Source organism: Xanthomonas sp. WHRI 10207 (assembly GCF_040202975.1).
Lineage (GTDB): Bacteria > Pseudomonadota > Gammaproteobacteria > Xanthomonadales > Xanthomonadaceae > Xanthomonas.
The window spans coordinates 835,027-858,904 of sequence record NZ_JBEGDX010000003.1 but is presented as its reverse complement, the minus strand read 5'-3'; the positions used below and the strand labels follow the sequence as shown (position 1 = coordinate 858,904).

Sequence of the window (23,878 nt, the reverse complement as noted above, 5' to 3'; positions counted from 1 at the left end):
CGTGCGTGGCTCAGGCCATTTCCAGCGCGTGCGCTACCGCGCGAAATACACGGCGCATTTCCAGCGGTTTGCGCAACACGTGCACCGGGATGTCGGGCGGAAAATGCGCACGCTGCAGAGGCGCGCCGACGTCTTCCAGCACGATCGCCGGACCCTGGTAGCCCAGCTCCTGCATGCTCAGCAGCACGCTCACCGCCGACAGCAAGATGATGTCGCTGTCGATGATCACCAGATCCGGCATCGCGTGCTGCTGCACCAGTTGCAGCGCAGCGGCGCCATCGGTGGCCAGCTGCGGCTGATAGCCCTGGCTGGACAACGCATTACCCAGCAACGACAGCCGCGTGGCTTCGCCATCCACCAGCAGAATGCGCTGCCCCTGGCCCAGCGCCAGCGGCGGTTCTGTATCGGCAATGGTCACCGAGGCCGCGCGCATCGGCACGATCATGTCGAAGCGCGTGCCTTCGCCCAGCCGGCTGTCGACCTGGATGTTGCCACCGTAGCTTTCCACGATGCGCTTGCACGAAATCAGGCCCAACCCGGTGCCATCGGCCTTGGTCGTGAAAAAAGGACTGAACAGGCGAGCGCGCGTTTCATCGGTCATGCCCACGCCGGTGTCGGCCACGCTCATGCGCACGCGCGTGGCATCAAAGCGATCGGCCGACAGCACCAGGGTGCCGCCGCCGGGCATCGCCTGGATCGCGTTCAAGCCCAGGTTGAGCAAGCACTGCTGCAATTCGGTGTAGTTGGCTTCGATGGTCAGATCCGAGGCGATCATGTCCATCTGCAGCCGCACGCCATCAGGCAGGCTGCTCCGCAGCAGCATCTGCACCGCCTGGAACAGTTTGGCAATGGAGACCTGCTCGCGCGGCTTGTTGGAGCCACGCACGAACGACAGCATCGACTCGGCCATGTCATGCCCGCGCCGGCCGCATTCGGCCACCACATTGGCCAGCTGACGCAGCTGCGGGTCGTCGGTCCGCCCGGCCAGCAGGTCGGGCACGATCAGCAGCGGCTGCAGGATGTTGCGCAGATCGTGGCTCAGGCCGGCCGCCAGCATCGCCAGGCTTTCCAGTCGCTGCGCACGCATCAGCTCGCTTTCCACACGCTGGCGCTCAAGCTCCGCACGCGCCTCGCGGATGGCGCGCATTACCGCGCTCGGCAGCCGCGTGGGGTTGTGCTTGATGATGTAGTCGTTGGCACCGTCCTGCAGCGCCTTGACCGCCGTCTCCTCCCCCATGGTGCCGGAGACGAAGATGAAGGGGGTGGCGCCGTTCTGACGCACCAGGCGCAGTGCCTGATAGCCGGAAAATCCGGGCATGCTCAGATCCGACAGCACGATATCCGGCTGAAACGCCTCCAGCGCGCTGCGCAGCGATGGCTCGCTGTCCACGCGCTCGAACGCCGCATCGATGCCGGCATCGAGCAACTGATCGGACAACAGCTCGGCATCTTCCGGTGAATCTTCCACCAGAAGGATCTTCAGCTGCTCCAGTTTGCCACCCTCATGCGGCATGGGTCAGTCCAGCTCCGGTGCCTGATTGATCACCGCCCAGAACGTGCCGAGCGTCTTGACCGCGGTAAAGAACTGATCGACATCCACCGGCTTGACCACGTAGGCATTGACGCCCAGGTCCCAGCTGCGGGCAAGATCGCTCTCTTCGCGCGAGGACGACAGGATCACCACCGGAAGGCGCTTGAGTGATTCATCGTTGCGCACCTGCTTGAGCACTTCCAGCCCATCCAGGCGCGGCATCTTGATGTCCAGCAGCAGCACCGCCGGCAGGCCTTCCTCGCGGTTGGCATAGGCGCCGCGGCGCAGCAGGTAATCCATGGCTTCCACGCCGTCTTCGACGTGCACGATGGGGTTGGCAAGACGGGCGTCGCGCAGGGCGTCGACTGCCATCTCGGCATCGGCCGGGCTGTCTTCTGCCAGAAGAATGGTACGGATGGCGGTCATACACTGAACTCTTGGTTGGGCGCTTCAAGCGCAGGAGGAAGCTCGAAATAAAACGTGGCGCCTTCATCGACGACGCCTTCAGCCCAAATGCGGCCACCGTGACGCGTCAACACGCGCCGCACGCTGGCCAGACCGATGCCGGTGCCAGCGTACTCGCTGGCCTTGTGCAAGCGCTGGAACACGCCGAACAACTTGCCGCTGTACTCCATGTCGAAGCCCGCGCCATTGTCGCGCACGCTGAACTGATGGCCGCCGTCGGCCATCGGCGTGTAGCTGACCTCGATCCTGGCCACCTCGCGCTTGGCGCTGTACTTGACCGCATTGCCCAGCAGATTCATCCACAGCTGGCGCATCATGTTTTCGTCGGCCACCAGCACCGGCAACGGCGCGACATGCCAGTCCACACGGTGGCCGGTATTCTCGCTCTGCACGTTGGAATCCAGGATCGCACGCGTCTCGGCCACCAGCGATTGCATATCCACCGCCTGCAGCCGCAACGCGCTGCGACCCAGGCGCGAATACACCAGCAGGTCGTCGATCAACGACGCCATGCGCCGCGCCGAGGAGCTGATCACTTCCATGTAGTGACGCGATTTCTCGTCCGCCGCATCGCCAAGATGGCGCGCCAGCTTGTCCGAGAAACCGGCCACATGCCGCAGCGGCGCGCGCAGGTCGTGCGATACCGAATAGCTGAAGGCTTCCAGTTCGCGATTGACCTCCGACACCTGCTCCACCTTGCCCTCCATCTGCCGGTTGAGCTCCTGGATGCGCAGTTGCGAGGCCTTTTGCAGGCTGATGTCGCTGACCGTCATCAGTACCACGTCTTCGTCGACGGTGTCCGGCAGCGGCATGCGGCGGGCGTTGATCAGCATGGTGCGCAACACGCCATCGGCGGCGCGCTGCTCATGCTCGAAGTCCCACAGCTCGCGGCCACGCAGCAACACGTCGGCCAAGCGCTGATGGAACAGCGGATCGCGCCAGACCCCCTCGCCCACATCTTCCAGCGCCATCAATTCGTTGCCGCGCTCCTCCAGGCCGTACAACTCGGCGAAGGCGGGGTTGTGCAGCACGATGCGTTGATTGGTATCCAGCAACACGATCGGCTCGCGCACGGTCTGCAGCACCGAGCTGGCACGGCCGCTGGCGCGCAGATATTCCTGCTCGGCGGCGAGACGGCGGCGGATCTGCCTCTGCAGCAGCCAGATCACTGTCGCCAGCAAGAGCAGCTGCACGGCCAGCGCGGCCCAGCTCAGCACCGCGTAGTGCAGGCGCTCGGTGTCCGCGCGCGCGTTGCGCAGGGTCAGCAACCGGCCCTCGGCACCCTGCAACTCATCGATCAGCACGCGGATCGGGTTGTTCAAGGTCATATCGTCGATCAGCGCGCGAATCTGTGCCTGCCCGGTGGTCACCGCAATCCGCTCGGCCAGCAACAGCCGACGCTCGATGGTGCTCTGGATACGCCCCATGCGCACCTGCTGCGCCGGGTTGTCCTTGGTCAGTTCGATCAATCGCTCGACCGCGGCCAGCGACTCGCGCCGGCCACGTCGCATGCGTTCCAGCAACGCCGGGCGCTCCACGCCGTGCGAGCGCATCAACGCGGCTGATTCGGTATCGCGCATGGCCGCTTCCAACCGCTGCGCGGTCTCCTGCACTTCCTGGCTATGCGATACCCACACCGCCGCCTGATTGGCGTTGCGCGCCATCTGCTGCAGCAGCAACGACGGCACCACCACAATGAGGCACACGGCAACCGCCAATAAGGGCAGGCGCCAGCGATCCCATCTGTCTGCTTGGACCGTTGTCTGCATTGCTAGGTCTGTATCCGTTCGCTGCACGTGCCTAAAGACGCGTCGGTATTGTCTCCGATCACACCCCAAGCGAGATGAATGATTCAGCTCATGACGCCGCCATCGTGACATAGCTGAATGGGCATATCATAAGTGCAGCAAAGGTGAAAATGGCGCGAGAAGGCCGCCGTTTGTCGGCGCCGTGGTGAACGATGGGCCCTGGGCGCGTCCAACGGGGGCGCCACACCACAACTGGGCACCTGCATGCCTGCGTTCGATCCTGAGCGCTGCCACGCATAGACGCTCACCTGATGCGATCGCGCGTCGACAGGTACGGATCCCCGCCAGTACCGAAGGCATCGCCATCCACATCAGCAGATGGCTCGGTCCGCTGCAATGATCCCAAGTCGACGGCATGATCGGATACCAACCCAATGCGTCGCCGTAGACAGTGACCGAAGTATCGATGTCCATCACCGGCACACGGAGCATCGCACGACGACAAGCTGCGTCAGAAAAGCAGCCAACAAAACCTAGCGAGCGGGTGCTGGGCACTGCAGCGAATCAGCGCCTGCCAGCACCGCACAACAAGCCAGCGTTCCAGCGCTGATCGCGCGAGCACGCCGATAACTGGCCTCCCTGACGACGCACAAAAAAAAGCGCACTCCGTAGAGTGCGCTTCGTGCCCGGTTCAACTGCCTCGCCGCAGCTGGCCCAGCATTCGCTGCCGCTGCAATTACATCTTCGCAGCGACGACCTTCAGGCCGGTCGACTTGACGCTCTTGACGCCTTCGATGCCCTTGGCAACAGCCACGGCCTTGTCGTGCTCGGCCTGGGTTGCAACCGAACCGGTCAACATCACGATACCGTTCTTGGTCTCGACCTTGACGTCGGTGCCAGACACGTTATCGGTAGCGAGCAGATCGGCCTTGACCTTGGTGGTGATCCAGGTATCGGTGACAGGCTTCTTGGATTCATTCATGCCGGCGGCGTGGTCCTTGTGCGCGCCCATGTCCTGCGGCGCAGCAAATGCCTGCGAAGCACCCAGGGTCAGACCGAGCGACAACGACAGCGCCAACAGCTTGCGTGCATGCATCATGTTCTTCATTCGAATCACTCCCGTTGAATGTGGCTGCAGCTTGCGGCGGCGGTCGTCGCGTACACGTGACCGTTGCATGCAGAGGTTGTGAACCCCGCGCACACGGGTGGGTGCAATACCATGCAGATTCCCTCGTTCGTTGCGATGAACCGTTTTCAATGGCTAAACCGTTCAATCTGGCCGTCGTCGGCTACGGCTATGTCGGCCACACCTTCCATGCGCCGCTGATCGCCAGCACGCCGGGCCTGCGCTTGCACAGCGTGGTGTCGTCCAAGCCGCAACAGGCGCAAGCCGATTTCCCGGAGATCAGCGTCGTTGCCGACCTCGACAGCGCCCTGGCCGACCCGGCACTCGACGCCGTCGTGCTTGCCACACCCAATCAGACCCACGCGCCATTCGCATTGCAGGCACTGGCTGCGGGCAAGCACGTGCTGGTCGATAAACCCTTTGCGCTGGATGCCGCGCAGGCGCGTGCCATGGTCGACGCTGCCGCGGCAGCCGGCCGCGTCATCAGCGTGTTCCAGAATCGACGGTGGGACGCAGACTTTCTGACCGTGCGTCGCCTGATCGACGAAGGGCAACTGGGCGAGGTTGTGGAGTTTCATTCGCACTTCGACCGTTATCGGCCGCAGGTCCGCGACCGCTGGCGCGAAAGCGACATCCCGGGCGCAGGCCTGTGGTACGACCTGGGCCCGCACCTGCTCGATCAGGCATTGCAATTGTTCGGCGCACCGCAGGCGATCGCTGCGGATTTGCAGCGCCAGCGCAGCCAGGCGCGCAGCGACGATTATTTTCACGTCGCCCTGCATTACCCGCGGCTGCGGGTGATCCTGCACGCCGGCTCGCTGGTCGCCGACAACCGCCTGCGGTTTGCCGTGCACGGCACGCGCGGCAGTTATCTCAAGCACGGCCTGGACACGCAGGAAGACCAGCTGCGCGCCGGGCGTCGTCCTGGCACGGTTGGCTGGGGCGTGGACCCGTTACCGGGCACGCTCACCCGCGTGGACGAAGAGGGCCGCGTACACACCCATCAACCCGACAACCTGCCAGGCGATTATCGGCAGTGCTATGCCGCCTTCCGCGATGCGTTGGCAGGGACTGGCCCGGCACCGGTCGATGGCGCAGACGCGGTGCAACTCATGCGCTTGCTGGAACTGGCGCAGCACAGCGCCGCAACCGGACAGGTGCAATGGCTGGATGGTAAGCGCACGCTTTGATGACGCAGGCATCGGCTGCTTGCGCAGTTAAAGCGTGCAGCCGATGCAGGAAAATGTCTGGCCATCGTGCATTGCCGCCTAAAGGCGTGCCATGCACGTGATGCATGCATGCGCAGCGTCGCTGCATCGATCTGGCGCACCGCGCCGTAGTTTTTAGCTGCCGAACACGCCTACATCAGGCACGCAGATCCGAAATAAAACCGTGGCCACTGAGGGTCGAGCGACACACATCGTGAGCAGCATCGCCCACGCGTAGAACGCGCAGGCGGATCGAGCGCATTCCAATCGAGCAACGACCGCGACGCCGTTCGGCAACCGCGGCCGTGCCAGCGACGCGCTTACGCGTCCTTGCTTCCGATCGCCGGGGCTGCAGCGGTGGTGGTCTTCACCGCATGGCCGCCGAACTGGTTGCGCATGGCAGCCAGCAATTTGTCTGTGAACGAATCCTTGTCGCGCGAACGCAACCGCTCCATCAGCGACAACGTGATGATGGGTGCAGACACTTCCAGGTCGATCGCCTCAGCCACCGTCCAGCGGCCCTCGCCCGAGTCGGCTACGAACGGCGCGATACCGGACATGGTCGGGTTGTGTTGCAGCGCATCGGCGGTCAGGTCCAGCAACCACGAACGCACCACGCTCCCGTCGCGCCAGATCTCCGAGACCTGGTGCAGATCCAGCGCAAAATCGGTCTTGTGCTGCATCAGGGCGAAGCCTTCGGCGTAGGCCTGCATCATTCCGTACTCGATGCCGTTGTGGACCATCTTGGTGAAGTGGCCAGCACCGCTCGGGCCCACCCGCCCCCAGCCCTTGTCCGCCGCAGGCGCCAGCGTGGCCAGGATCGGATGCAGTGTGGTCACTGCGGACTCTTCGCCGCCAACCATCAGGCTATAGCCTTCCTTCAGGCCCCAGACGCCACCGCTGGTGCCGCAGTCGACGAATGCAATTCCGCTTTCCTGCAGTTGCGCCGCGCGACGTTGCGAATCCTTGTAGTACGAATTGCCTCCATCGATGACGATGTCGCCGGCCTGCAACAAGGGCAGCAGTTGCGCCAGCGTGTCGTCGACGATCTTGCCTGCCGGCACCATCAGCCACACCACGCGCGGGCTCGGCAGCGCAGACACCAGCGCTGCCAACGCATCGGCAGTGACAATGCCCTTGGCCTGTGCGCTGCTACGTGCGCTATCGCCGGGATCGTAGCCGTGCACACGATGCCCGCCGTGCACCAGACGCTCGGCCATGTTGGCGCCCATGCGGCCCAAACCCACCATACCCAGTTCCATAACCACTCCTCAATGATCTGATCAGTGCAGGGTGCCACGCCGGGCGTACGCCGGCGTGGCGGAATTTTCAATGGATTGTTCCGTGACGGTGCTGGCGCCGCACTGTTGTAGCTGCCAATCGATCCATCGCCAGTACAAGGTGGTGCGCAGATTGTGCAAGGTCAGGTCGATCGCATATGGGGTGCGCGGGTTGCGATCGAGCAGGCGCGCGACGTGATAACCGATCGGCTTGGTGCCCTTGGGATGCACATACACCAGAAAGCCTTGATAGAACGGATCGTCCAGCAACGTCTGCAGTTCCTGCAGCCGCGCCTGCTGCTGCGGATCGAGCGTTGCCCGCAACGCCGCGTCGCGCTCGTACAGCAACCGCTCGAAACGTCGTTTGCCCGGCCTCTGCAGCTGCCTGGAGAGTTCCCAAATCTGCCGGTTGATCGTGTCGTAATGCGCAAAGCCGCCATGCCGCGCCAACGCCTGCGCCGCCGCATCGCTGACATCCACCACCACGAAGTTTTCGGCCTGGTTATGGATATCGTCCAGATACGCCTTGTCGAACACATGCGCGATGAAGCCCGGCGCACCGACAAACGCCTGGCGCCCCAGTTGCGCGGTCTTCACCGCTTTACCGTCGGCAAAAAATTCACCGGCGTGTGCGCCGAGCAGAATGCTGTCGGTGTCGTGCAAGGTCAAAAATGTACCGATCGACAGTTCGCCCGGCGTAAATACCTGATCGAACCCGACATCGCCATACAGTTCGCGCTGCGTGGCGAGCTGGGCCACCTGCCGCCCCACGCCGCATTCGGAACGCACCTGCCCGCGATAGAACGCGTCCAGCGCCTGCGCATTGCTGCCGCGTGGCTGATAGCCGCGGCCAAAGCTCTTGAATCCATTCCAGCCCTGCGCAGCGGCGCCACGCCAGCCGAAGCCGATCCAGCCCAGTTGCAACGCAGAAAACCGGTAATGCGGATTGTCTTGCAGTTGGGTGACGGCACGCCGTGTGGCGGCGCCAACGTCGAATCCGTAGGCGCATTGGGTAGCGGAATCGTCCAACAGTGCTGTCAGCGCTACGCCGCGTTGCTGCGCGTCCCAGCCGGCAGGCAGTGTGATCTGCAGATCGCCCGCTGCGCGCGCCTGCGCAAGCGAGCCCCGCGTACAGGGCGCGCCGCGCTGGATGATTGGCGTACTGATCGACGCACTGTTGATGCTCCAACCCAATCGCCGCAACAGCGCTTCCACGCAATCGGGTGCGGCCATGCTGGCCGTTTGACTTGGTGCAGCAGCGGCCACTTGCAGCAGCTGCAGACCGCACAGCGCCACTGCACAGAACAGCGCAGCCACGCGGCGCCACGCGGCGTGCCGCACGCGTGTGTGCGCTGCAGGCGTGGATCGCACCGCCCAGCGTCTGCTCTGCACCTGGAATGCACTCATCGAGCGGAAAAGTGGATTGGCAGCACAGCGCTGCTCCTGGACCAAAACAAAGCCCCGGCAGGACCGGGGCTCGTGACATTCACTGCATCAAGCTCAGCGACGTTCGCAGACGCGCTCGACCTGGCGATTGCCGTTAGCTTGCTGGCGGTTGCCCTGGATGGTGCGACCCGCTGCACCACCGGCAACCGCGCCTGCCACGGTGGCGAGCTTCTTGCCGTTACCGCCGCCAACCTGGTTACCAAGCAGACCGCCGATGGCCGCGCCCGCAAGCGTGCCGCCGATGCGATTCGGGTCGGTGGAATTTTTCTGCACCTCAACGTTCTTGCAGCGCACGCGAGTGCCGTCATTGAACCTACGGCCTTCGTCTGCCGTCGTATACCGGTGCTGCGAGTAGTTCTGCGCTTGCGCGAAGGTGCTCGTCGCCATCAGAGCGATCAGGGACATACCCATCAGGGAATTGCGCATTTTCATCGTACGTCTCCATCGTTCTCGCCCATTCGGCGAGCCATGGCTGCACTCTGGCCACTGGGTCGAGAACACAACGTGAAGCGCAAAACCCTCTATTCAGGCTTTGGAGCGGTGCGTGAATCGCGCGTCACGGTTGGGTGGCAGGTCCGCTCTGCGGCACGTTGGCCGGAGCTGGCGGCGGGTCTTGCGCTTCGACCGGCAACGGTGCGACGGGCGGCTGCTCGACCGTGGTTCGGCTCGGTGCTGCAGCGGCTGGCGCACCAGGCGCGCTGACCGCCGGTGTCGGCGCCGCGGCGGGCGGTGCGGCTGGAGCCGCCGGCGGGTGCGGGGCTGCCGGCACCGGCGCAGGCATCGCGGCGGCAGCAGCAGGCGCCGCTTCGGTCACCTTGGGCAGATAGGAGTTCAGCCGTTCGAAAAAGCGCTTGTAGAAGGCCGCGTCCTGCACCGTGGTGCTGGACACGCGCACCAGCGAGTCGCCGCTGCTGCCCACCGGCAACGACAACGAGCCGAGCACGCCAACACCCACGCTCGCCGAGGTGGAGCTCTTCTTCAAAGCGTATCGATCCTGCAGCGCGCTGACGAAGATCTGCGCCTTGCCGCCGTCCTGCGTGGCGCAGGAAATCCGTAGATTGAGCTGCTCGCTCTGGTCGGCTTCCTTCAGCTGGAAGTTCTTGCTGCCTTCCACCGCCGCAGCATCGGCACGCGTCACGGCGTAGCCCTGACTCAACAGCACGCGCCGTGCGGCTTCGCAGGCCTGTGGCGAGCTGGCCGCCACGCTGCGCGAATACGTATCGTCGGAATTGAACGACTCGCGCATCAGCATGGTGTCGCCCTTGCTGCCGCCGCAGCCCACCAAGGTTGCCAACGCGCCAAGCAGCGCGCCGCGCGCGATCAGGGAAGTACACGACATGGGAAGACTCCGGCATCCAAAACCAGGCAAAGCATAGCCGCAACCGATGTGCGCGCGGCGTCGTGTTGCCGGCTCAGGGCATCGACGGTTCATCCGCTGGCAGTTGCAGGTCGACCTGCAGGCGGCTGCCATCGGCACCGATCCGCTCGGCGCGCAGGTAGTGATGCGCACGTACCGTTGCCAGCGCCACTGGCGCGCGACAGGGTTCGCCCCACAGGCTCAGGCTGAAGCCCTGCACCTGCAGCCAGCTGGTCAGGCGGTCCCACAGCGGCTGCTCGGCGCGCAGCATCAAGTCCAGATCCGCCGGGCCTTGCGGCACCAGCGCAGGCGATTGCAGCCAACGCGCATAACTGCCATGCACCACCACCGGCACGCCAAGCGCCTGCACCGCTTGCAGCAGCTGCGACGCCTGCTGTACATCCAAGCGGGCGCGGCAGTGCTGAAAAATCAGCGCGTATTCGTGACTACGATTGCTGGCGGTGCCTGCATGTTCCAACCCAGCGGCAGCACGCGGGTAACACAGCACCCGCTCGTCGTGCAGTGTGAACAGGCTGCCGAGTATCCGGCCCAACTCCCAGGCCTGCGGGATCATGTGCCCGCCCACACGCACATTCTCGACCATGGCCACGCCAAATGCGCCCGGACGCAACTGCCGCCGCAACGCGTGAAACACCGCGCGCATGCCGGCGAGATACCCCGCGTAGTCCGCGCTGGCATACAGCTGCCCAGCCACCGTCGCACCGCGCCACTGGCAACCGAAATACGGCACGTTGGTCAGACACAGATCGATCGGCGCAGCCGGCGCGGTCTGCACCAGGCTGCCGACCACGATCGGCGCATCCACGCCGTGCCGTTGCAGCCGCGTGCGTGCCAGCTGCGCACGCGCATCGTCGATCTCCATGCCGTGCGCGTTGCGGCCTTCGAGGGCCGCAGCCAGCAACGTACTGCCGAACCCGCAGAACGGGTCGAACACCTGCTCGCCCGGTTGGCTGAAGTGGCGCACGAACGGCCGCATCTGATTGACCCAACCACAGTCGCGCCCGTTGAGCGGGTCGCGCATACGCAGGTCGTCGGGCAATGCCCAGGCCGCATCATCGGCTGCCGGCGTCCACCAGCTGCGCTGATCGAACTCATCCATCTGCTGCGTCCCACAGCACATCGGCGTCCGGGTCCCATCCCGCACACAGCCGGCCGTTGGCGAAGAACACCAGTTTGTACACATCGCCGGTGGCATGGCGCGCGTGCATCGCCGCGTAATCGGCGCTTTCGAACACCACTTGCATGCCATCGTCGCTGCGCATCCGCACATTCCAGAAGTAATACCCTTCCGTCATGCCGTCCAGCTGCCAACGCGACCACCACGGCTGCTGCATGCACTCGGCCAGCAGATGCTCCACACCGATGCGGTGCTGCTCGATGTAACGCAACGTGCCGTTGTTGCGATACGCATCATCCAGCCGCGACAACTCGCGGAAGATCACCTGACCTGCGCCACAGCTGCGCGCCCACGCGATATACCGCGCGATCTCCTCTGCACTGCACACCCCGCCCCGTTGCACGATGCACACCAGCCGCACCGGCAGACGTGCAGCAATGCGACGTGCGGTCTGCACGAACGTCGTGGCATCGGCGATGGGCTCGTCCGCGCGGAAGCGCATGATCGCGTCGTTATGCGCCTGCAACGGGTGGTGACGCGACAGCTCGATCCAGGACACGCCGAAATCGACCAGCGCATCGAGCAGACGCTCACCGTGCGCACGCGCCAGGCCTGCACCATTGCTGTACAGCACGCGCTGCTCGACGCGCGGGCCATTGGGCGTGGTCGACAAGGTGTGCAGCAAGGTCAGCAGCCACTGCGCGTCGTCGGTCATTTCCAGGCCCGACAGCGAATACGACAACGGCACCGTATGCAGCAGCTGCAGTGCGCTGCGCAACTGCGCGAAATAGTCCGGGCCCGGGCGCAGCATCGACCCCGCCAGACCGCCCGCGTGCTGGCGCAGATTCTCCGAACAAAACCCGCAGTGCGCCGAACAGGGCCGCACCGAGGCGTACGGCGTCAACGTAATCGGCAATGCAACCCGATAGCGGCGTGCGCCGATCTGCAACGCATGCCATCGGTTGCTGTCGTCCTGCAGCGGCACGCGCCGCTGCAGGTTGGGTGCCGTGGCGCGCAACTGCGCCAACAGCGGTGAGGCAGGCAACAGCGGCACAGCGTCGATGGAAGCGGGCATGGGCATGCCTGCGTGCAACCCGTCAGCGCCGGGCGGCATCGGCACGTTCGCGCACCTGCTGCAACGTCCATTCCTGCTGCATCGCGCCGTTTTCCCATACCGTCACCAACGCATCTTCGCTGTCGGTGCTGGCGGCTACCTCGTCGAGCAACGCACTGCGGTAACTGCCATCGCGACGGTCGCGCAGCAGGGTCAGCCGGCCGCGCTTGCTCTGCTTGCCCTGGTCGGTGATCGGGTCTTTGTAGACGTCGATCCACTGCCCATCTACGCGCACTGCCGAGCACTTCAACGCGAACTTCTGCGTGTCGCGGTCCACCTTCTGCAGCAATGCACCACCCATGCCGAAGGCGACGTTGTCGGCGGCATAACCGGCTGCGGTGATGCGCTCCAGAATGGCGCGCAACGACTGCGGATTGATGCCGTCGCCCTGGATCACGCGCACATGGTTGAGCACCTTGTAGCCCTTGCCGTTGACCTGATGCCCGAAGGCCTCGTCCAGCAATAGCAGGCACTGTTCGACCACATCCACCGGGTCGCCGGAATCGGGGCGGATCACCACCGTCGCGCCGGAGGCGATGATCTCCTCGCGCAAAGTTGTGCCCCAATGCTCGCGAATGGCGCGATAGATGTCGTAGCTATCGGACACCACGGCCACGATGGAACCCGGATGCGCGAATTGCGTGAGCATGTTGCGGTACGCATCCACCTCGCGCTCGCGGCCCCAACTGGTGATGGTGCTGTGCTCGGCGGCGGGAATCGAAAACCCCGCCACCGGCGTGTGGTAATGCGCGCGTGCCAGCAGCAAGGCCGACAAGGTATCGGTGCCGAGGAAGTTCACCAGATGCGCGGCGCCACCGAGGGCTGCCGAGCCCAGACTGGACACACCGCGCGCACCAAAGTCGTGCAGTTTGAAGGGCAACTGGCCTTCCGGATCGTCGCTGGTGCGCTCTAGGTAATCGCGCACGATCTGCTTCACCTGCCAGCTCACCGTGGCCACCGTTACCGGGTACCACACGCGCAGCAACAAGGTTTCCAGATACGACGGCACCCAGAACGCCTTGGCGTCGGTGGATTCGATCGTCATCAACACGTTGTGCGTGGGCACCACCGCGCCTTCGGGCACCGCACGGATACGGATCGGCAACTGTCCGCCAAGGCGGTCGACGATATCGCGCCAGCCGGCTTCGTTGAACGGCTCGCCATGCGCGGCCAGCAAGGCCTTGGCATCGTCGATGTCGGCGTGGGTCACCGGACGGTTGATGGCTTCTTTCAGGATCGACTGCAGACCGAAGAACACGGTCTGGTCGTACACGCCGCCGCGCGATTCGACATAGAAAAACGAGGCATCGGTACCGGGCGGATACTGCAGCCAGTGGCTGGCCTTGTAGCTGTCGGTATTGAGTAGCAGGTTATCGAGGTAATGCATGACGGAAGCTCCTTCGCGTCGGGAAAACCAGCGGTCTGTCCGCCGGTGGGAGGTCGTGATTCAAGCAAGACGCATCGACGTGACCGACGCCGGTCGGCAGCGGCACGCAGGCGATGATGTCGCGCTCAGCCACGACCCAGGAAGAATTCAAGAATATGCAGGTGGTCTTCGTACAGGCGCGGCCCCATCGCCATGACTTCGGCAATCGGAATCCAGCGCGCCTTATCGGCATCGTCGCCGCCGCGCACCGCGGGCAACTCACCGGCCGGAAATTCGAAATGGAATGCATGGGTGATGGTGCGCCCGCGCAGGCTGCGCTCGGGGTGATCGAAGACCTGGCGTCCGCGCAACGAGCCCTTGAGCACCGGCACCGGGACCTTGAGCCGTGTTTCCTCGCGCAGCTCGCGCAGGCAGCTGTCCAGCAGCCCCTCTTCCTGGGCAACGAAACCGCCCGGCAGTGCCCACAACCCCTTGCCCGGCTCGGCGCGCCGCCGCACCAGCAGCACGTGCCCGGAATGCACCACCACCGCATCGGTGGTCACGAAAGTCGGTGCATACGGCGCATCCTTCCAGGCTGCGCGGTACTGCTCGATGAAGCGGTATTCCGCCACCAGTTGCGCGTAGCTGGGCGAATTGCGGCGGAACGCTTCCAGCATCTCGTACACCGGCGCCGGCACATTGCCGCGCAGCATCAGCAACCCGCCATGAAAGCCGATGTCACCAGCCTCGAACAGATAACGGCGTAACTCGGTCGCCGACAACGTGGCGGTATGTTGCACGTCTTCCAGCGGCCACTGCGGGAACTCACGCAAGTAGTAACTGCTGGCGTCCTTGTCCATGCCGATCAGGCCGATGCGCGCATCGAGCGTGCCACCATCGGCGTTCACCACTTCGGCAACCTGGCGCTGCACTTCGGCAATCCACAGGCTTTCGTTGTACAGATGGTCGCGCAACGGACGCAGGATCAAACGCTCGCTCTCGCCCGGCAATGCGGACTCGATCATCACTGCGCGTTCGGCGACGGTCCAGGGGTTGCGGATGGTGCGTGGTGTGTCGGCCGAGCCGATCAACACAATGAGCTTGTTCGCTTTGCCCAGCGCGTGGCGGGCGACGGCAGCGTGGCCGTTATGAAAGGGCTCAAAACGCCCGATAAATACAAGATAGTCGTACTGTGCTGCCATGAGAATCCCTCACGGTTGAGTGGTCAGTCAGCGGTCTCTCCGCTGGCTTGCTGCAAATGCTACGCCGATAGGTGGCCACGTCAAGCGTGTTTGTTCAATCGCGCGCCGACACACTATGTCATGCACGCGGACTAGACTTGGCGGCTGGCCATTCCGGAATCCATCGCATGCCACAGCAGTCCCTTCGCGCTGTCTCTCGGCCATTGCTCGCTGTCATCGCCGTGCTGTGCATGACGCTGTCTGCATGGGCTGCACCTGCGCCATTGCGGGTGATGTCGTTCAACGTGCGTGTGCCGGTAGACACCGACGGCGACAAGCGCTGGTCGGTACGACGCACGGCCATGGTCGAGCTAATCAAGCACAACCATCCCGATGTCTTCGGCACCCAGGAGTTGGTGCAGGATCAGGCGCAGTATCTGGCGTCGCAGTTGCCTGCTTACCGCTGGTTCGGCAAGGGCCGCCGCGCCGATGGCAGCGATGAGCATATGGGCGTGTTCTACGATAGCCACGCGCTGTCGGTGGTGGAATCGGGCGATTTCTGGCTGTCCGACACCCCCGACGTGCCCGGCAGCAGCAGCTGGAACACCGACCTGCCGCGCATGGTCACCTGGGCCTTGTTCGAGCGCCGCAGCGACAAGCACCGTTTTTATCTGTTGAACACCCATCTGCCGCACCGCGACCAGGATGAGGCAGCGCGCGAACAAGGTGCGCGCATGATCCTGTCGCGTATCGCACGCTTGCCGGCAGATGTTCCGGTGGTACTGACCGGCGATTTCAACAGCGATCCCGATCAGGGCACCTACCGCACGCTCACCGCAACGCTTAAGGACGCACGCGCCAACGTGGCGACGCCGCAAGGCCCCGAAAAAACGTTCCAGGACTTCAGCACCCGCCCGACTCGGCGCATCGACTGGATCCTGTTTCGCGGTCTGACTCCGACACGCTTCACCACGCTGGACGCGCGTCCTGGCGGTGTCCTGCCGTCGGACCACTACCCGGTCTTGGCCGAATTCGCCTGGCCGCGTTAATCGCGCCGGCAAAGTGACACTGTCACGATGCCGGCCTGTCTGACGGGACGCAAGTCAGTCGCGTTGCAGACAGTCGACCAGCGCTTGCAGGATGGGCGACGACGCAGACGCGTGAGGCAGCACGATCGAAAGTTGCCGAGGTGCCCAGGCTTCATCCAAGGGCACCGTGCCCAGCTGATCGCGCACGCATGAGCGCTGCACTGCGGCGTTCGGAAGAATTGCCATGCCCATGCCTTGCGCGAGCATGCGGCACAACGCGTCGATCCCTTGTACTTTTGCACGCATGCGCACCTGCGCGCCGGCCCGGTTCATTTGCACGCGCAGATGCCGTTGCAAGGCGCTGTCGCCAGCCAGCCCCAGCATGTCCATTCCCGCGAGCTCGCTCAATCGCAACGTCGAGGCGCCGGCCAGTGGATGAGTGGCAGCCATCACCAGCACCAGCCGATCCTCACGGAACGGCAGCACCTGCAGCCCACTGACGTCGGCATGGCCTGCGACCACGGCGATGTCGGCGCGCTCCTCGCGCACCGCATCGGCCGCCTCGTCGCTACCCTGCTCGGTCAGCGCCAGATCCAGCTGTGGATGTGCGATGAGAAACTCCGCCAGCCGTTCGGGCAGCCATGCCGACAGCGCCGCAGTATTGGCCGCCAGCCGCAGCGTCACCTGCCCGCCGCCGCCATAGCCGCCCAGCTCCAGCTGCAACGCCTCGGTCTGGCGTTGCAATTGCCGTGCGTGCCGCAGCAACACGCCACCGGCCGGGGTCAGGCTGACACCGCGGCGCCCGCGTTCCAGCAGGGCGGCGCCCACTTGCACCTCCAGCGCGCGAATCCGTGCGCTGGCAGCAGCCAACGACAACGCCGCGCGCTGCGCACCGGCAGTGATGCTGCCCGCCTCGACCACCGCAATGAACAACCGTAAATCCACAAATTCCAGATGCATGACCGCTCCCCAAGCACGTGTACGTCAATCGAAGTGCACTCGCCGCCGACGAAGCCGGTCAGCCCATTGATCCTTCCACGGTGGGCATCTTATGCCTCAGCCTTCGTCTCAACCGAAGCCTGCATCAAACAATCACGCATTGTGTGGCGCAAAACACGCCCGGATCCTTGCCTGCATGCAGACCTTGCACACCCACTGGTATCTGATCGCAGGCATTTTTTTGCTGGCTGGCTGGGTCAAGGGCGTGGCCGGGATGGGCTTGCCGACTGTTGCAATGGGGCTGCTGGGTCTGTGGCTGACGCCTGCCGAGGCAGCGGCATTACTCGCACTGCCTTCGCTTGTGACGAATGTGCAGCAAGCCTGGGGGCCAGACACGCCAACCCTGCTGCGACGTCTGTGGCCATTGCTGGCAACCGTGACACTCGGTACCTGGCTGAGCGCGGGGGTGCTGACAGGCGCTGATCCCACTCTAGTCCGCGCCGGGTTGGGCGTGCTGCTGGCGCTGTATGCCTTGCTTGGGCTGGCGCGCCGACACTGGACGATGCAGGCGCATCACGAGCGCTGGGCAGGACCGTTGGCCGGACTATCCACCGGTCTGTTGAGTGGCGCCACCGGGGTGTTCGTGCTGCCATCGCTGCCCTACCTCACCGCACTGCAACTGCCGCGCGAGCTGTTGATCCGGTCTCTTGGCTGGTGCTTCGGAGTGGCGACGCTGGCGCTGGCCAGTGCCCTTGCCTGGCACGGCGCGCTTCCCGGCACGGTGATCGCTCCGTCGGTGTGGGCGCTGCTGCCCACCGCCATCGGCATGTGGCTGGGCGCCTGGGTGCGCAATCGCATTTCCGCCGATACGTTTCGGCGCTTTTTTTCGCCACGTTGCTGGTGCTCGGCCTGCAAGGCGTTTGGCAGGCATTGGCGTAAAGCTACGTCGGAGGCAATGAAGCCTTGCACGACACACCGGCACGGCAGCCAGCCAATCGATCAGCTGTCAAACCCGCCTGCGGTGCCTTGCCTGACATGCAAGGGGCGGCCAACAAAAACGCCACCGCAGTGCGGTGGCGCTTTTTACTTCAACCCAATGCTGTCGCCAGGTGCTCAGGGAACGATCAGTCAGCCCAACGGCCCGGCGCTGTGGACTGAGGTAGCACCTGCGCCGACAGTGGCTGATCCTGCACAAGCAGGCCCAGCGCATCGGCGAGAATCGCGGCAGATTCGTGCAGCAGCGGATCGGGACGCTTTTCCGCCGCCTTCTCGCGTGCCGTGTCCTTGACGATGTCACGCTCGTTGCCGGTCAGGCCGTCATCGCTGTCATCGGCAAGCGGATCCAGCGGCAAGCCCAGCTGCTTGCGCACCTGCTGGCGGTCCTTGCGCTGCTGGTCCTGCTTCTGACGCTCGGCAACGCGCTCGGCTTCGTTCAACGAGATGTACTTCTTGGCCTTCTCGTCGCGGAACTGCTTGACGTCCTCTTCCCACCACTGGAACTCCTTGTCGGTAGCGATGCGCGCAGTGTGCAGCGTCTGCAACTTGGGCAGCAGCGGTGCGAAGTTGCCGTACTGGGTGTGCGGCGCGGCAGCGATACGCGTCCACGGCAGCGCGTTGTCGTAGGTGCTTTCACCGAACTCGGTGGCATCCACGCTGGCCGGGAACGCGATATCCGGCACCACGCCCTTGTGCTGCGTGCTGGAGCCGCTGACACGGAAGAACTGCGCAATCGTCAGCTTGACCTGTCCATAGCGCTGGCCTTCGGCGGCCGGCCAACGGTCCAGATCGACGATGTTCTGCACGGTGCCCTTGCCGAAGCTGGTTTCACCGATCACCAGGCCGCGACCGTAATCCTGAATCGCACCGGCAAAGATTTCCGATGCCGAGGCCGAGCCACGATTGATCAACACGCCCAGCGGACCATCCCAGGCAACCTTTGGATTGCTGTCGCCATTGACGGTGACGCGGCCACCGGATTCGCGCACCTGCACCACCGGCCCCTGCTCGATGAACAGACCGGTGAGCTCGATCGCTTCGTCCAGCGAACCGCCACCGTTGTTACGCAAATCCAGCACCACGCCGTCGACTTTGTCGGTCTTGAAGCCAGCCAGCAGCTTGGCGACGTCGCGCGTTGCGGACGCGTAATCGGTCGCGTTACGACGACGGCCTTCGAAGTCCTGATAGAAGCCCGGCAGCTTGATGATGCCGATGCGGCGTTCCGGTTCGCTGCCCTTGGCCGGCAGGGTGATCGTCTCGCCCTTGGCCGCCTGTTCGGCCAGACGCACCTTCTGACGGGTCAGGGTCACCATGCGGTGCTTGCCGTCGATGCCCGACTCGGCCGGAATGTACTCCAGGCGCACCTGGGTATCCTTGCTGCCGCGGATCTTGGCCACCACATCGTCGATGCGCCAGCCGATCACATCTTCGATCGCGCCGGACTTGGCCTGCCCCACGCCGACGATGCGATCGCCCGGCTTGAGCGTGCCATCCACCGCCGCCGGACCACCCGGGATCACCTCGCGGATCACCACCATGTCGTCCTGCTTCTGCAGTTGCGCGCCGATGCCTTCCAGCGACAGCGACATCTGCTGGTTGAACGTCTCGGCAGTGCGCGGGGTGAAGTAGTCGGTGTGCGGGTCGACTGCGTTGGTGTATGCGTTGACGAAGGACTGGAACACATTCTCGCCGGTCAGCTGCTTCACCGAATCGGCGAGCGCGGCGTAGCGCTTGTCCAGGGTCTTTCGGATCTCATCAGGCTTCTTGCCGGCCAGTTTCAGGCGCAGCCAGTCGTTCATCACCGACTGCCGCCACAGCACATCCAGCTGTTTGTCGTCCGACGCCCACGGCACGTCCTTGCGGTCGTACTCGAACTTGTCGCTACCGTTGAAATCGAAGTCCTGCTTGAGCAGGTCGCGCGCGTATTTGACGCGCTGATCGACGCGCTTTTTGTAGACCGCAAACACCTGAAACGCCGGCTCCAGGTTGCCGCCGCGTAGCGCGTCGCCCACGCCGGCCTGCAGCGGCGCGAAGCCGTCGATGTCGGCCTGGGTAAAGAACTGTTTGCCGCCATCCAGCGATTCCAGATAGCGCTTGAAGACGTCCTTGGACATCCCCTCGTCCAGCGTCCGCGGACGGTAGGCATAGCGACTGTCGGACAGCAGGCCGTAGACAAGTTTGGTCGCCGTCGCCTGATCGGGCGTGGCGGCGGCCGGCAGCGCTGTATCGGCGCGTGCGAGCAAGGCCATCGGAGTGGTCAACACCAGCGCCAGCAGGCCGGCCTTCATGGACGCAGAAACGTTGTAGGTCATCGAATGGCTCTCGGCACAAGGCCGACGAAAGAAAGGCGGTGAACGGATCAGACAGCATGACAGTGCCCAAAGTTGCTGGCGTTGTCATCCGCTGGCTGAATCAGCCTAGCGCCGGGTCTGTATCGGATTGTGAACGCGGCCGTACCTTGCGCCGCAAGCCCGGCAGCCAGAAACGACACGGCCCCGTGCAATGCACAGGGCCGAAGATGAAATAGTTGTCTGCGGCCGCTAGGGCAACCCCCGCGCAAGCGAGCGCCCTGATGACTTCGCAGCTTCGAATGCTGCTGCGGTCACCTGCTGCGCTGTCCGGGCGCGTCGAGCGCCCGGTGTTACTCAGGCAGCCACGCCGGCGCCGGCAGCCTGCCGATCCGCGTGATACGACGAGCGCACCATCGGGCCGGAGGCCACGTGGCTGAAGCCCAGTGCGTTGCCGTACTCTTCCAGCACCTTGTATTCCTCCGGCGTCCAGTAGCGCATCACCGGGTGATGGTGCGGGGTCGGCTGCAGGTACTGACCGATCGTGATCATGTCCACATCGTGCGCACGCAGATCGCGCAAGGTGGCCTGCACCTGCTCCATCGTTTCACCCAGGCCGAGCATGATGCCGGACTTGGTGGCGATGGACGGATGCTGCGCCTTGAAGCGCTGCAGCAGGGTCAGCGACCACTGGTAATCCGCGCCGGGGCGCACGTTCGGATACAGGTCCGGCACGGTTTCGATGTTGTGGTTGAACACGTCCGGCGGGCTCAGCGCCAGAATTTCCAGCGCACGGTCCATGCGGCCCTTGCCGCGGAAATCCGGGGTCAGGATCTCGATACGGGTCTTGGGCGAACTGGCCCGGATGGCCGTGATGCAGTCCACAAAATGCTGGGCACCGCCGTCGCGCAGATCGTCGCGGTCCACGCTGGTCACCACCACATACTTCAGGCCCATATCGGCCACCGTGGTGGCCAGGCTTGCCGGCTCGCTGGCGTCCGGCGGCTTGGGCCGGCCGTGCGCCACATCGCAGAACGAGCACCGCCGCGTGCACACCTCGCCCAGAATCATGAAGGTCGCGGTGCCATGGCTGAAGCACTCGTGGATGTTCGGGCAGCTGGCCTCTTCGCACACCGTGACCAGACGGTTTTCGCGCAACTTGGCCTTGAGGTTCTGCACCGCGTTGCCGGACGGAATCCGCACGCGGATCCACGACGGTTTGCGCAGTACCGGCGCATCCACAAACTGCACCGGCGAGCGGTTGATTTTGTCGCCACCGATCTGCTTGACGCCGGTCTGCAGCGGCGCAGGCGCGGCGGTGTCGCCGGAGACGACCTGCAAGGGGATGGAACGGGCGATAGGCTGGGTCATGACGGTACGGGCGCTCAGGCCGGAAGCGAAAGGTCGGGCATTGCGGAGGCGGGGTGCAGCGTCAGGCCAAACTGGCGGGCCAGCTGATCGAGCAGTACTGCCTTGACGGCGTTCATCCCTGAGGGGCCGCCCAAGTCTAGCACCGAGGTCACCTGCAGGCCCTCGTACCCGCACGGGTTGATGCGGTGGAACGGCTCCAGGTCCATGGCCACGTTGAACGACAACCCATGGAAGGTGCAGCCGCGTCGCACCCGGATACCAAGCGCGGCAATCTTGGCGTCACCGACGTACACGCCCGGCGCGCCATCGCGGCGTTCGGCCACGATATTCCACTCGTCCAGCGTGTCGATCAGTGCCTGCTCGATCTTGCACACGTAATCGCGCACGCCGATCTTGAGCCGGCGCAGATCCAGCAGCGGGTAGACCACCAGCTGGCCAGGGCCGTGATAGGTCACCTGACCGCCACGATCCACCTGCAGCACTGGAATGTCGCCGGGCGCCAGCACGTGCTCCGGCTTGCCGGCCTGGCCCAGCGTGAACACTGGGGCATGTTCGACCACCCACACCTCGTCGGCGGTGTGCACGTCGCGCGCATCGGTGAAACGCTGCATTGCGCGCCACACCGGCACATAGTCCTGCTGCCCGAGGTCGCGCAACGGTGCGGGCGGGATCGAGGCAGCGATCACCGCAGGTTCGGCCGCTACAGCGTCCACTTCACTTCCGGGTGGTCGCGCAGTGCCTGATGCGCCGCGTCGAACTGCTCCCGGCTCTCGGCACGGAAGCCGATCTTGACCGAGACGTATTTGCCGCTGGAAGAGTGCTTCCAGCTGATGCTTTCCTGCAGCAGCTCCACGCCGGTGGCAGCGAGCAGACGCGGCAATTCGGTTTCCAGACCGCGCTCGGCTGCGCCCATGGCGCTGAGCTCGAAGGTACCGGGAAACTGGAAGCCGTGATCGGGGTTGTCGGTGCTGATATCCATCGCCCCATTATCGGGCCGGTGGAGGGCAAACCCAAGTGTGCGTTCCCCGAAACGATAAGCGGAGCCACGTGCATGGCACGGGCTCCGCTCGTCCCGCCAGACAGTGAGCGACTGGCGGGGTTGTTCAACGATGGCGTTCGACAGCGAAGCGATACATCCGCTAAATCAGACTGCGCCCGAAGGCCAGATGCGCGCGCGGCGCACCTGGATTTTTAACGCCCGCCTGACTTTCTGACACAGCCGAACACATCCGGCCGAGGCCTGTGCTTACTTGGACAGTTCCAGCATGGCCGACGACACCCAGCCACGGTTCCCCATCTCGTCTTCGACTTCCCACATGACGCCTTCCTTGGTGCCGGTGGGGTACAGCATCATGCCCGGCTCCAGCGTGCGCACTGCTGCGCCTGAGCCCTTGGCGTTAGCCAACAGACGCCCTGCGCGGGTCACGGTGACCGCCTGCTGGGTGTTGGACGCCGCCGCATTGCCGGACAGCCCGCCCAGCTGGGTGACGATGTCGGTATAGGCCTGCAGATACGCCAGCGTGATGACCTGGCCAATTTCGGTATTGGCATAACCACCAACGCCAGCCGCGCCTAAACCGCCGCCAGTGAACAGGCCGCCCGCCCCGCCCCAGCCCATGTCGGTCTTCTTGGCGTTACCTTCGGCCATGGCGACCTGTTCGGAGGAGCGCACATCGGTGACGGTCAGCGCTACGTCAGCAGTCTTCTTGGTGAAATTCAACCCTCCCACCAGAGCGCCTGCATTACCGCCCACCAAGCCGCCCAGCAAACCTGCAACCGCACTGCCGCCAGCATTGCTGTTCTGCGAAATGAGATCTGGTGTCATTACATAGTCGGCCGCGCGGATCTGACCTTTACCGATGTTGGAACGCGCACGCAGATCGCCACTGGCCGCCATCTCGCGCTCGCGCTGCGATGCAGCCATGCCCGCGCCGCGGTCCACCAGGGTGAAGCAGCGTGACTTGTTGACAAACACCTTGATCAACTTGGATGGCGCCGGCAGCTGCTGCCCCGTCCACCAGTTGACTGCGTCTTCCGGCTCGATGACCGACAGGCTGCCCAGCGGCTTGGTGCACACCGGGATCTCCGCAACGCCTTGTTTGCGTTGGTCCTGCGCGGAGCCCTTGCCCTTGAAGGCATCCTTGAAGCCGGCCGATGCCGGCGCGCTGACGCTAGCCAATGCAATGCCCAGCACGCCGGACAGTACAGCTGCGCTCACAGAAATCGTCTTGCTCATGTTTATTCCCCTGACACCTGCGCTGCCGTCGGCGAACGCGATCCGTTGGTGATGAAATGG

General features: G+C 64.3%; 20 protein-coding genes and 1 pseudogene. 3 read left to right on the top strand and 18 right to left on the bottom strand.

The annotated features are described in order from the left end of the window. Window positions 1-10 precede the first annotated feature (10 nt). From ABQU90_RS14065 to ABQU90_RS14050, 4 genes are all read right to left on the bottom strand, one after another. Entirely contained in the window at window positions 11-1,513 is a 1,503-nt protein-coding gene (locus ABQU90_RS14065) for an ATP-binding response regulator (RefSeq protein WP_115512591.1), read from the bottom strand. Between the two features lie 3 nt (window positions 1,514-1,516). Then, window positions 1,517-1,957: a response regulator gene (locus ABQU90_RS14060; protein ID WP_323521559.1), complete on the bottom strand. Its 441-nt coding sequence runs from the start codon at window positions 1,955-1,957 to the stop codon at window positions 1,517-1,519. Further along, on the bottom strand, window positions 1,954-3,765 hold the full coding sequence (locus ABQU90_RS14055; RefSeq protein ID WP_311238967.1) for a sensor histidine kinase: 1,812 nt from the start codon (window positions 3,763-3,765) through the stop codon (window positions 1,954-1,956). The genes ABQU90_RS14060 and ABQU90_RS14055 overlap by 4 nt, the downstream gene beginning before the upstream one ends. A gap of 715 nt (window positions 3,766-4,480) precedes the next feature. Beyond that, a complete protein-coding gene (locus ABQU90_RS14050; RefSeq protein WP_055850667.1) occupies window positions 4,481-4,852 on the bottom strand; it encodes a BON domain-containing protein in 372 nt (123 codons plus the stop codon). A 149-nt stretch (window positions 4,853-5,001) separates the two neighbouring features. Here ABQU90_RS14050 and ABQU90_RS14045 point away from each other — a divergent pair, with 149 nt between their 5' ends. Further along, entirely contained in the window at window positions 5,002-6,060 is a 1,059-nt protein-coding gene (locus tag ABQU90_RS14045) for an oxidoreductase (protein ID WP_323521558.1), read from the top strand. 338 nt (window positions 6,061-6,398) lie between these two features. Here ABQU90_RS14045 and gnd read toward each other — a convergent pair whose 3' ends face one another. The 8 genes from gnd to ABQU90_RS14005 all read right to left on the bottom strand — a co-directional run bounded on the left by gnd (window position 6,399) and on the right by ABQU90_RS14005 (window position 14,981). Continuing rightward, window positions 6,399-7,340 carry a phosphogluconate dehydrogenase (NAD(+)-dependent, decarboxylating) gene (gnd, locus tag ABQU90_RS14040; RefSeq protein ID WP_055850661.1) on the bottom strand — a complete coding sequence of 314 codons (942 nt, stop codon included), beginning with the start codon at window positions 7,338-7,340 and terminating at the stop codon, window positions 6,399-6,401. A gap of 21 nt (window positions 7,341-7,361) precedes the next feature. Beyond that, window positions 7,362-8,699 (bottom strand): hypothetical protein, encoded by a 1,338-nt coding sequence (locus tag ABQU90_RS14035; protein WP_407078729.1) that lies wholly within the window; start codon window positions 8,697-8,699, stop codon window positions 7,362-7,364. Between the two features lie 159 nt (window positions 8,700-8,858). Then, complete coding sequence (locus ABQU90_RS14030) at window positions 8,859-9,236, bottom strand: glycine zipper 2TM domain-containing protein (RefSeq protein WP_055850660.1); 378 nt, start codon at window positions 9,234-9,236, stop codon at window positions 8,859-8,861. Between the two features lie 124 nt (window positions 9,237-9,360). Next, a complete protein-coding gene (locus ABQU90_RS14025) occupies window positions 9,361-10,143 on the bottom strand; it encodes a DUF2242 domain-containing protein (RefSeq protein WP_115552959.1) in 783 nt (260 codons plus the stop codon). Between the two features lie 73 nt (window positions 10,144-10,216). After that, window positions 10,217-11,281, bottom strand: coding sequence for a DNA methyltransferase (locus ABQU90_RS14020; RefSeq protein WP_323521556.1), 1,065 nt, complete (start codon window positions 11,279-11,281; stop codon window positions 10,217-10,219). Further along, window positions 11,274-12,374 carry a hypothetical protein gene (locus ABQU90_RS14015; protein WP_323521555.1) on the bottom strand — a complete coding sequence of 367 codons (1,101 nt, stop codon included), beginning with the start codon at window positions 12,372-12,374 and terminating at the stop codon, window positions 11,274-11,276. Before ABQU90_RS14015 ends, ABQU90_RS14020 begins: the two co-directional genes overlap by 8 nt. 22 nt (window positions 12,375-12,396) lie before the next feature. Beyond that, window positions 12,397-13,800, bottom strand: a complete 1,404-nt coding sequence (locus tag ABQU90_RS14010) for a nicotinate phosphoribosyltransferase (RefSeq protein WP_323521554.1) — start codon at window positions 13,798-13,800, stop codon at window positions 12,397-12,399. 125 nt (window positions 13,801-13,925) lie between these two features. Next, window positions 13,926-14,981 carry a bifunctional nicotinamide-nucleotide adenylyltransferase/Nudix hydroxylase gene (locus tag ABQU90_RS14005; protein WP_115561238.1) on the bottom strand — a complete coding sequence of 352 codons (1,056 nt, stop codon included), beginning with the start codon at window positions 14,979-14,981 and terminating at the stop codon, window positions 13,926-13,928. Window positions 14,982-15,148: 167 nt separating this feature from the next. Here ABQU90_RS14005 and ABQU90_RS14000 point away from each other — a divergent pair, with 167 nt between their 5' ends. Further along, on the top strand, window positions 15,149-16,009 hold the full coding sequence (locus ABQU90_RS14000; protein WP_323521552.1) for an endonuclease/exonuclease/phosphatase family protein: 861 nt from the start codon (window positions 15,149-15,151) through the stop codon (window positions 16,007-16,009). Window positions 16,010-16,063: 54 nt separating this feature from the next. Here ABQU90_RS14000 and ABQU90_RS13995 read toward each other — a convergent pair whose 3' ends face one another. Further along, window positions 16,064-16,948, bottom strand: a complete 885-nt coding sequence (locus ABQU90_RS13995; protein ID WP_115512601.1) for a LysR substrate-binding domain-containing protein — start codon at window positions 16,946-16,948, stop codon at window positions 16,064-16,066. A 175-nt stretch (window positions 16,949-17,123) separates the two neighbouring features. Here ABQU90_RS13995 and ABQU90_RS13990 point away from each other — a divergent pair. Next, a pseudogene (locus tag ABQU90_RS13990) lies at window positions 17,124-17,866 on the top strand (sulfite exporter TauE/SafE family protein). Window positions 17,867-18,051: 185 nt separating this feature from the next. Here ABQU90_RS13990 and ABQU90_RS13985 read toward each other — a convergent pair. The 5 genes from ABQU90_RS13985 to ABQU90_RS13965 all read right to left on the bottom strand — a co-directional run bounded on the left by ABQU90_RS13985 (window position 18,052) and on the right by ABQU90_RS13965 (window position 23,818). Then, on the bottom strand, window positions 18,052-20,211 hold the full coding sequence (locus ABQU90_RS13985) for a carboxy terminal-processing peptidase (protein ID WP_193552426.1): 2,160 nt from the start codon (window positions 20,209-20,211) through the stop codon (window positions 18,052-18,054). A 357-nt stretch (window positions 20,212-20,568) separates the two neighbouring features. Beyond that, entirely contained in the window at window positions 20,569-21,582 is a 1,014-nt protein-coding gene (lipA, locus tag ABQU90_RS13980) for a lipoyl synthase (protein ID WP_115552955.1), read from the bottom strand. Window positions 21,583-21,596: 14 nt separating this feature from the next. Next, window positions 21,597-22,295, bottom strand: coding sequence for a lipoyl(octanoyl) transferase LipB (gene lipB, locus ABQU90_RS13975; protein ID WP_115561234.1), 699 nt, complete (start codon window positions 22,293-22,295; stop codon window positions 21,597-21,599). Next, the gene (locus tag ABQU90_RS13970) at window positions 22,283-22,561 is read right to left on the bottom strand and encodes a YbeD family protein (RefSeq protein ID WP_055850635.1); all 279 of its coding nucleotides are present in this window, start codon (window positions 22,559-22,561) and stop codon (window positions 22,283-22,285) included. Before ABQU90_RS13970 ends, lipB begins: the two co-directional genes overlap by 13 nt. Window positions 22,562-22,828: 267 nt before the next feature. Next, window positions 22,829-23,818 (bottom strand): CsgG/HfaB family protein, encoded by a 990-nt coding sequence (locus ABQU90_RS13965; RefSeq protein ID WP_055850633.1) that lies wholly within the window; start codon window positions 23,816-23,818, stop codon window positions 22,829-22,831. Window positions 23,819-23,878: the final 60 nt, after the last annotated feature.

What these genes read in the sequence shown, in the direction of transcription:
- ABQU90_RS14045 (WP_323521558.1), top strand. Translation starts at nt 5,002, where the DNA reads ATGGCTAAACCGTTCAATCTGGCCGTCGTCGGCTACGGCTATGTCGGC.
- ABQU90_RS14020 (WP_323521556.1), bottom strand. Translation starts at nt 11,281, where the DNA reads ATGGATGAGTTCGATCAGCGCAGCTGGTGGACGCCGGCAGCCGATGAT.
- ABQU90_RS14050 (WP_055850667.1), bottom strand. Translation starts at nt 4,852, where the DNA reads ATGAAGAACATGATGCATGCACGCAAGCTGTTGGCGCTGTCGTTGTCG.
- ABQU90_RS13970 (WP_055850635.1), bottom strand. Translation starts at nt 22,561, where the DNA reads ATGGATATCAGCACCGACAACCCCGATCACGGCTTCCAGTTTCCCGGT.
- ABQU90_RS14055 (WP_311238967.1), bottom strand. Translation starts at nt 3,765, where the DNA reads ATGCAGACAACGGTCCAAGCAGACAGATGGGATCGCTGGCGCCTGCCC.
- ABQU90_RS14015 (WP_323521555.1), bottom strand. Translation starts at nt 12,374, where the DNA reads ATGCCCGCTTCCATCGACGCTGTGCCGCTGTTGCCTGCCTCACCGCTG.
- ABQU90_RS13995 (WP_115512601.1), bottom strand. Translation starts at nt 16,948, where the DNA reads ATGCATCTGGAATTTGTGGATTTACGGTTGTTCATTGCGGTGGTCGAG.
- ABQU90_RS13965 (WP_055850633.1), bottom strand. Translation starts at nt 23,818, where the DNA reads ATGAGCAAGACGATTTCTGTGAGCGCAGCTGTACTGTCCGGCGTGCTG.
- ABQU90_RS14000 (WP_323521552.1), top strand. Translation starts at nt 15,149, where the DNA reads ATGCCACAGCAGTCCCTTCGCGCTGTCTCTCGGCCATTGCTCGCTGTC.
- ABQU90_RS14065 (WP_115512591.1), bottom strand. Translation starts at nt 1,513, where the DNA reads ATGCCGCATGAGGGTGGCAAACTGGAGCAGCTGAAGATCCTTCTGGTG.
- ABQU90_RS13985 (WP_193552426.1), bottom strand. Translation starts at nt 20,211, where the DNA reads ATGAAGGCCGGCCTGCTGGCGCTGGTGTTGACCACTCCGATGGCCTTG.
- ABQU90_RS14030 (WP_055850660.1), bottom strand. Translation starts at nt 9,236, where the DNA reads ATGAAAATGCGCAATTCCCTGATGGGTATGTCCCTGATCGCTCTGATG.
- gnd (WP_055850661.1), bottom strand. Translation starts at nt 7,340, where the DNA reads ATGGAACTGGGTATGGTGGGTTTGGGCCGCATGGGCGCCAACATGGCC.
- ABQU90_RS14025 (WP_115552959.1), bottom strand. Translation starts at nt 10,143, where the DNA reads ATGTCGTGTACTTCCCTGATCGCGCGCGGCGCGCTGCTTGGCGCGTTG.
- ABQU90_RS14060 (WP_323521559.1), bottom strand. Translation starts at nt 1,957, where the DNA reads ATGACCGCCATCCGTACCATTCTTCTGGCAGAAGACAGCCCGGCCGAT.
- lipA (WP_115552955.1), bottom strand. Translation starts at nt 21,582, where the DNA reads ATGACCCAGCCTATCGCCCGTTCCATCCCCTTGCAGGTCGTCTCCGGC.
- ABQU90_RS14010 (WP_323521554.1), bottom strand. Translation starts at nt 13,800, where the DNA reads ATGCATTACCTCGATAACCTGCTACTCAATACCGACAGCTACAAGGCC.
- ABQU90_RS14005 (WP_115561238.1), bottom strand. Translation starts at nt 14,981, where the DNA reads ATGGCAGCACAGTACGACTATCTTGTATTTATCGGGCGTTTTGAGCCC.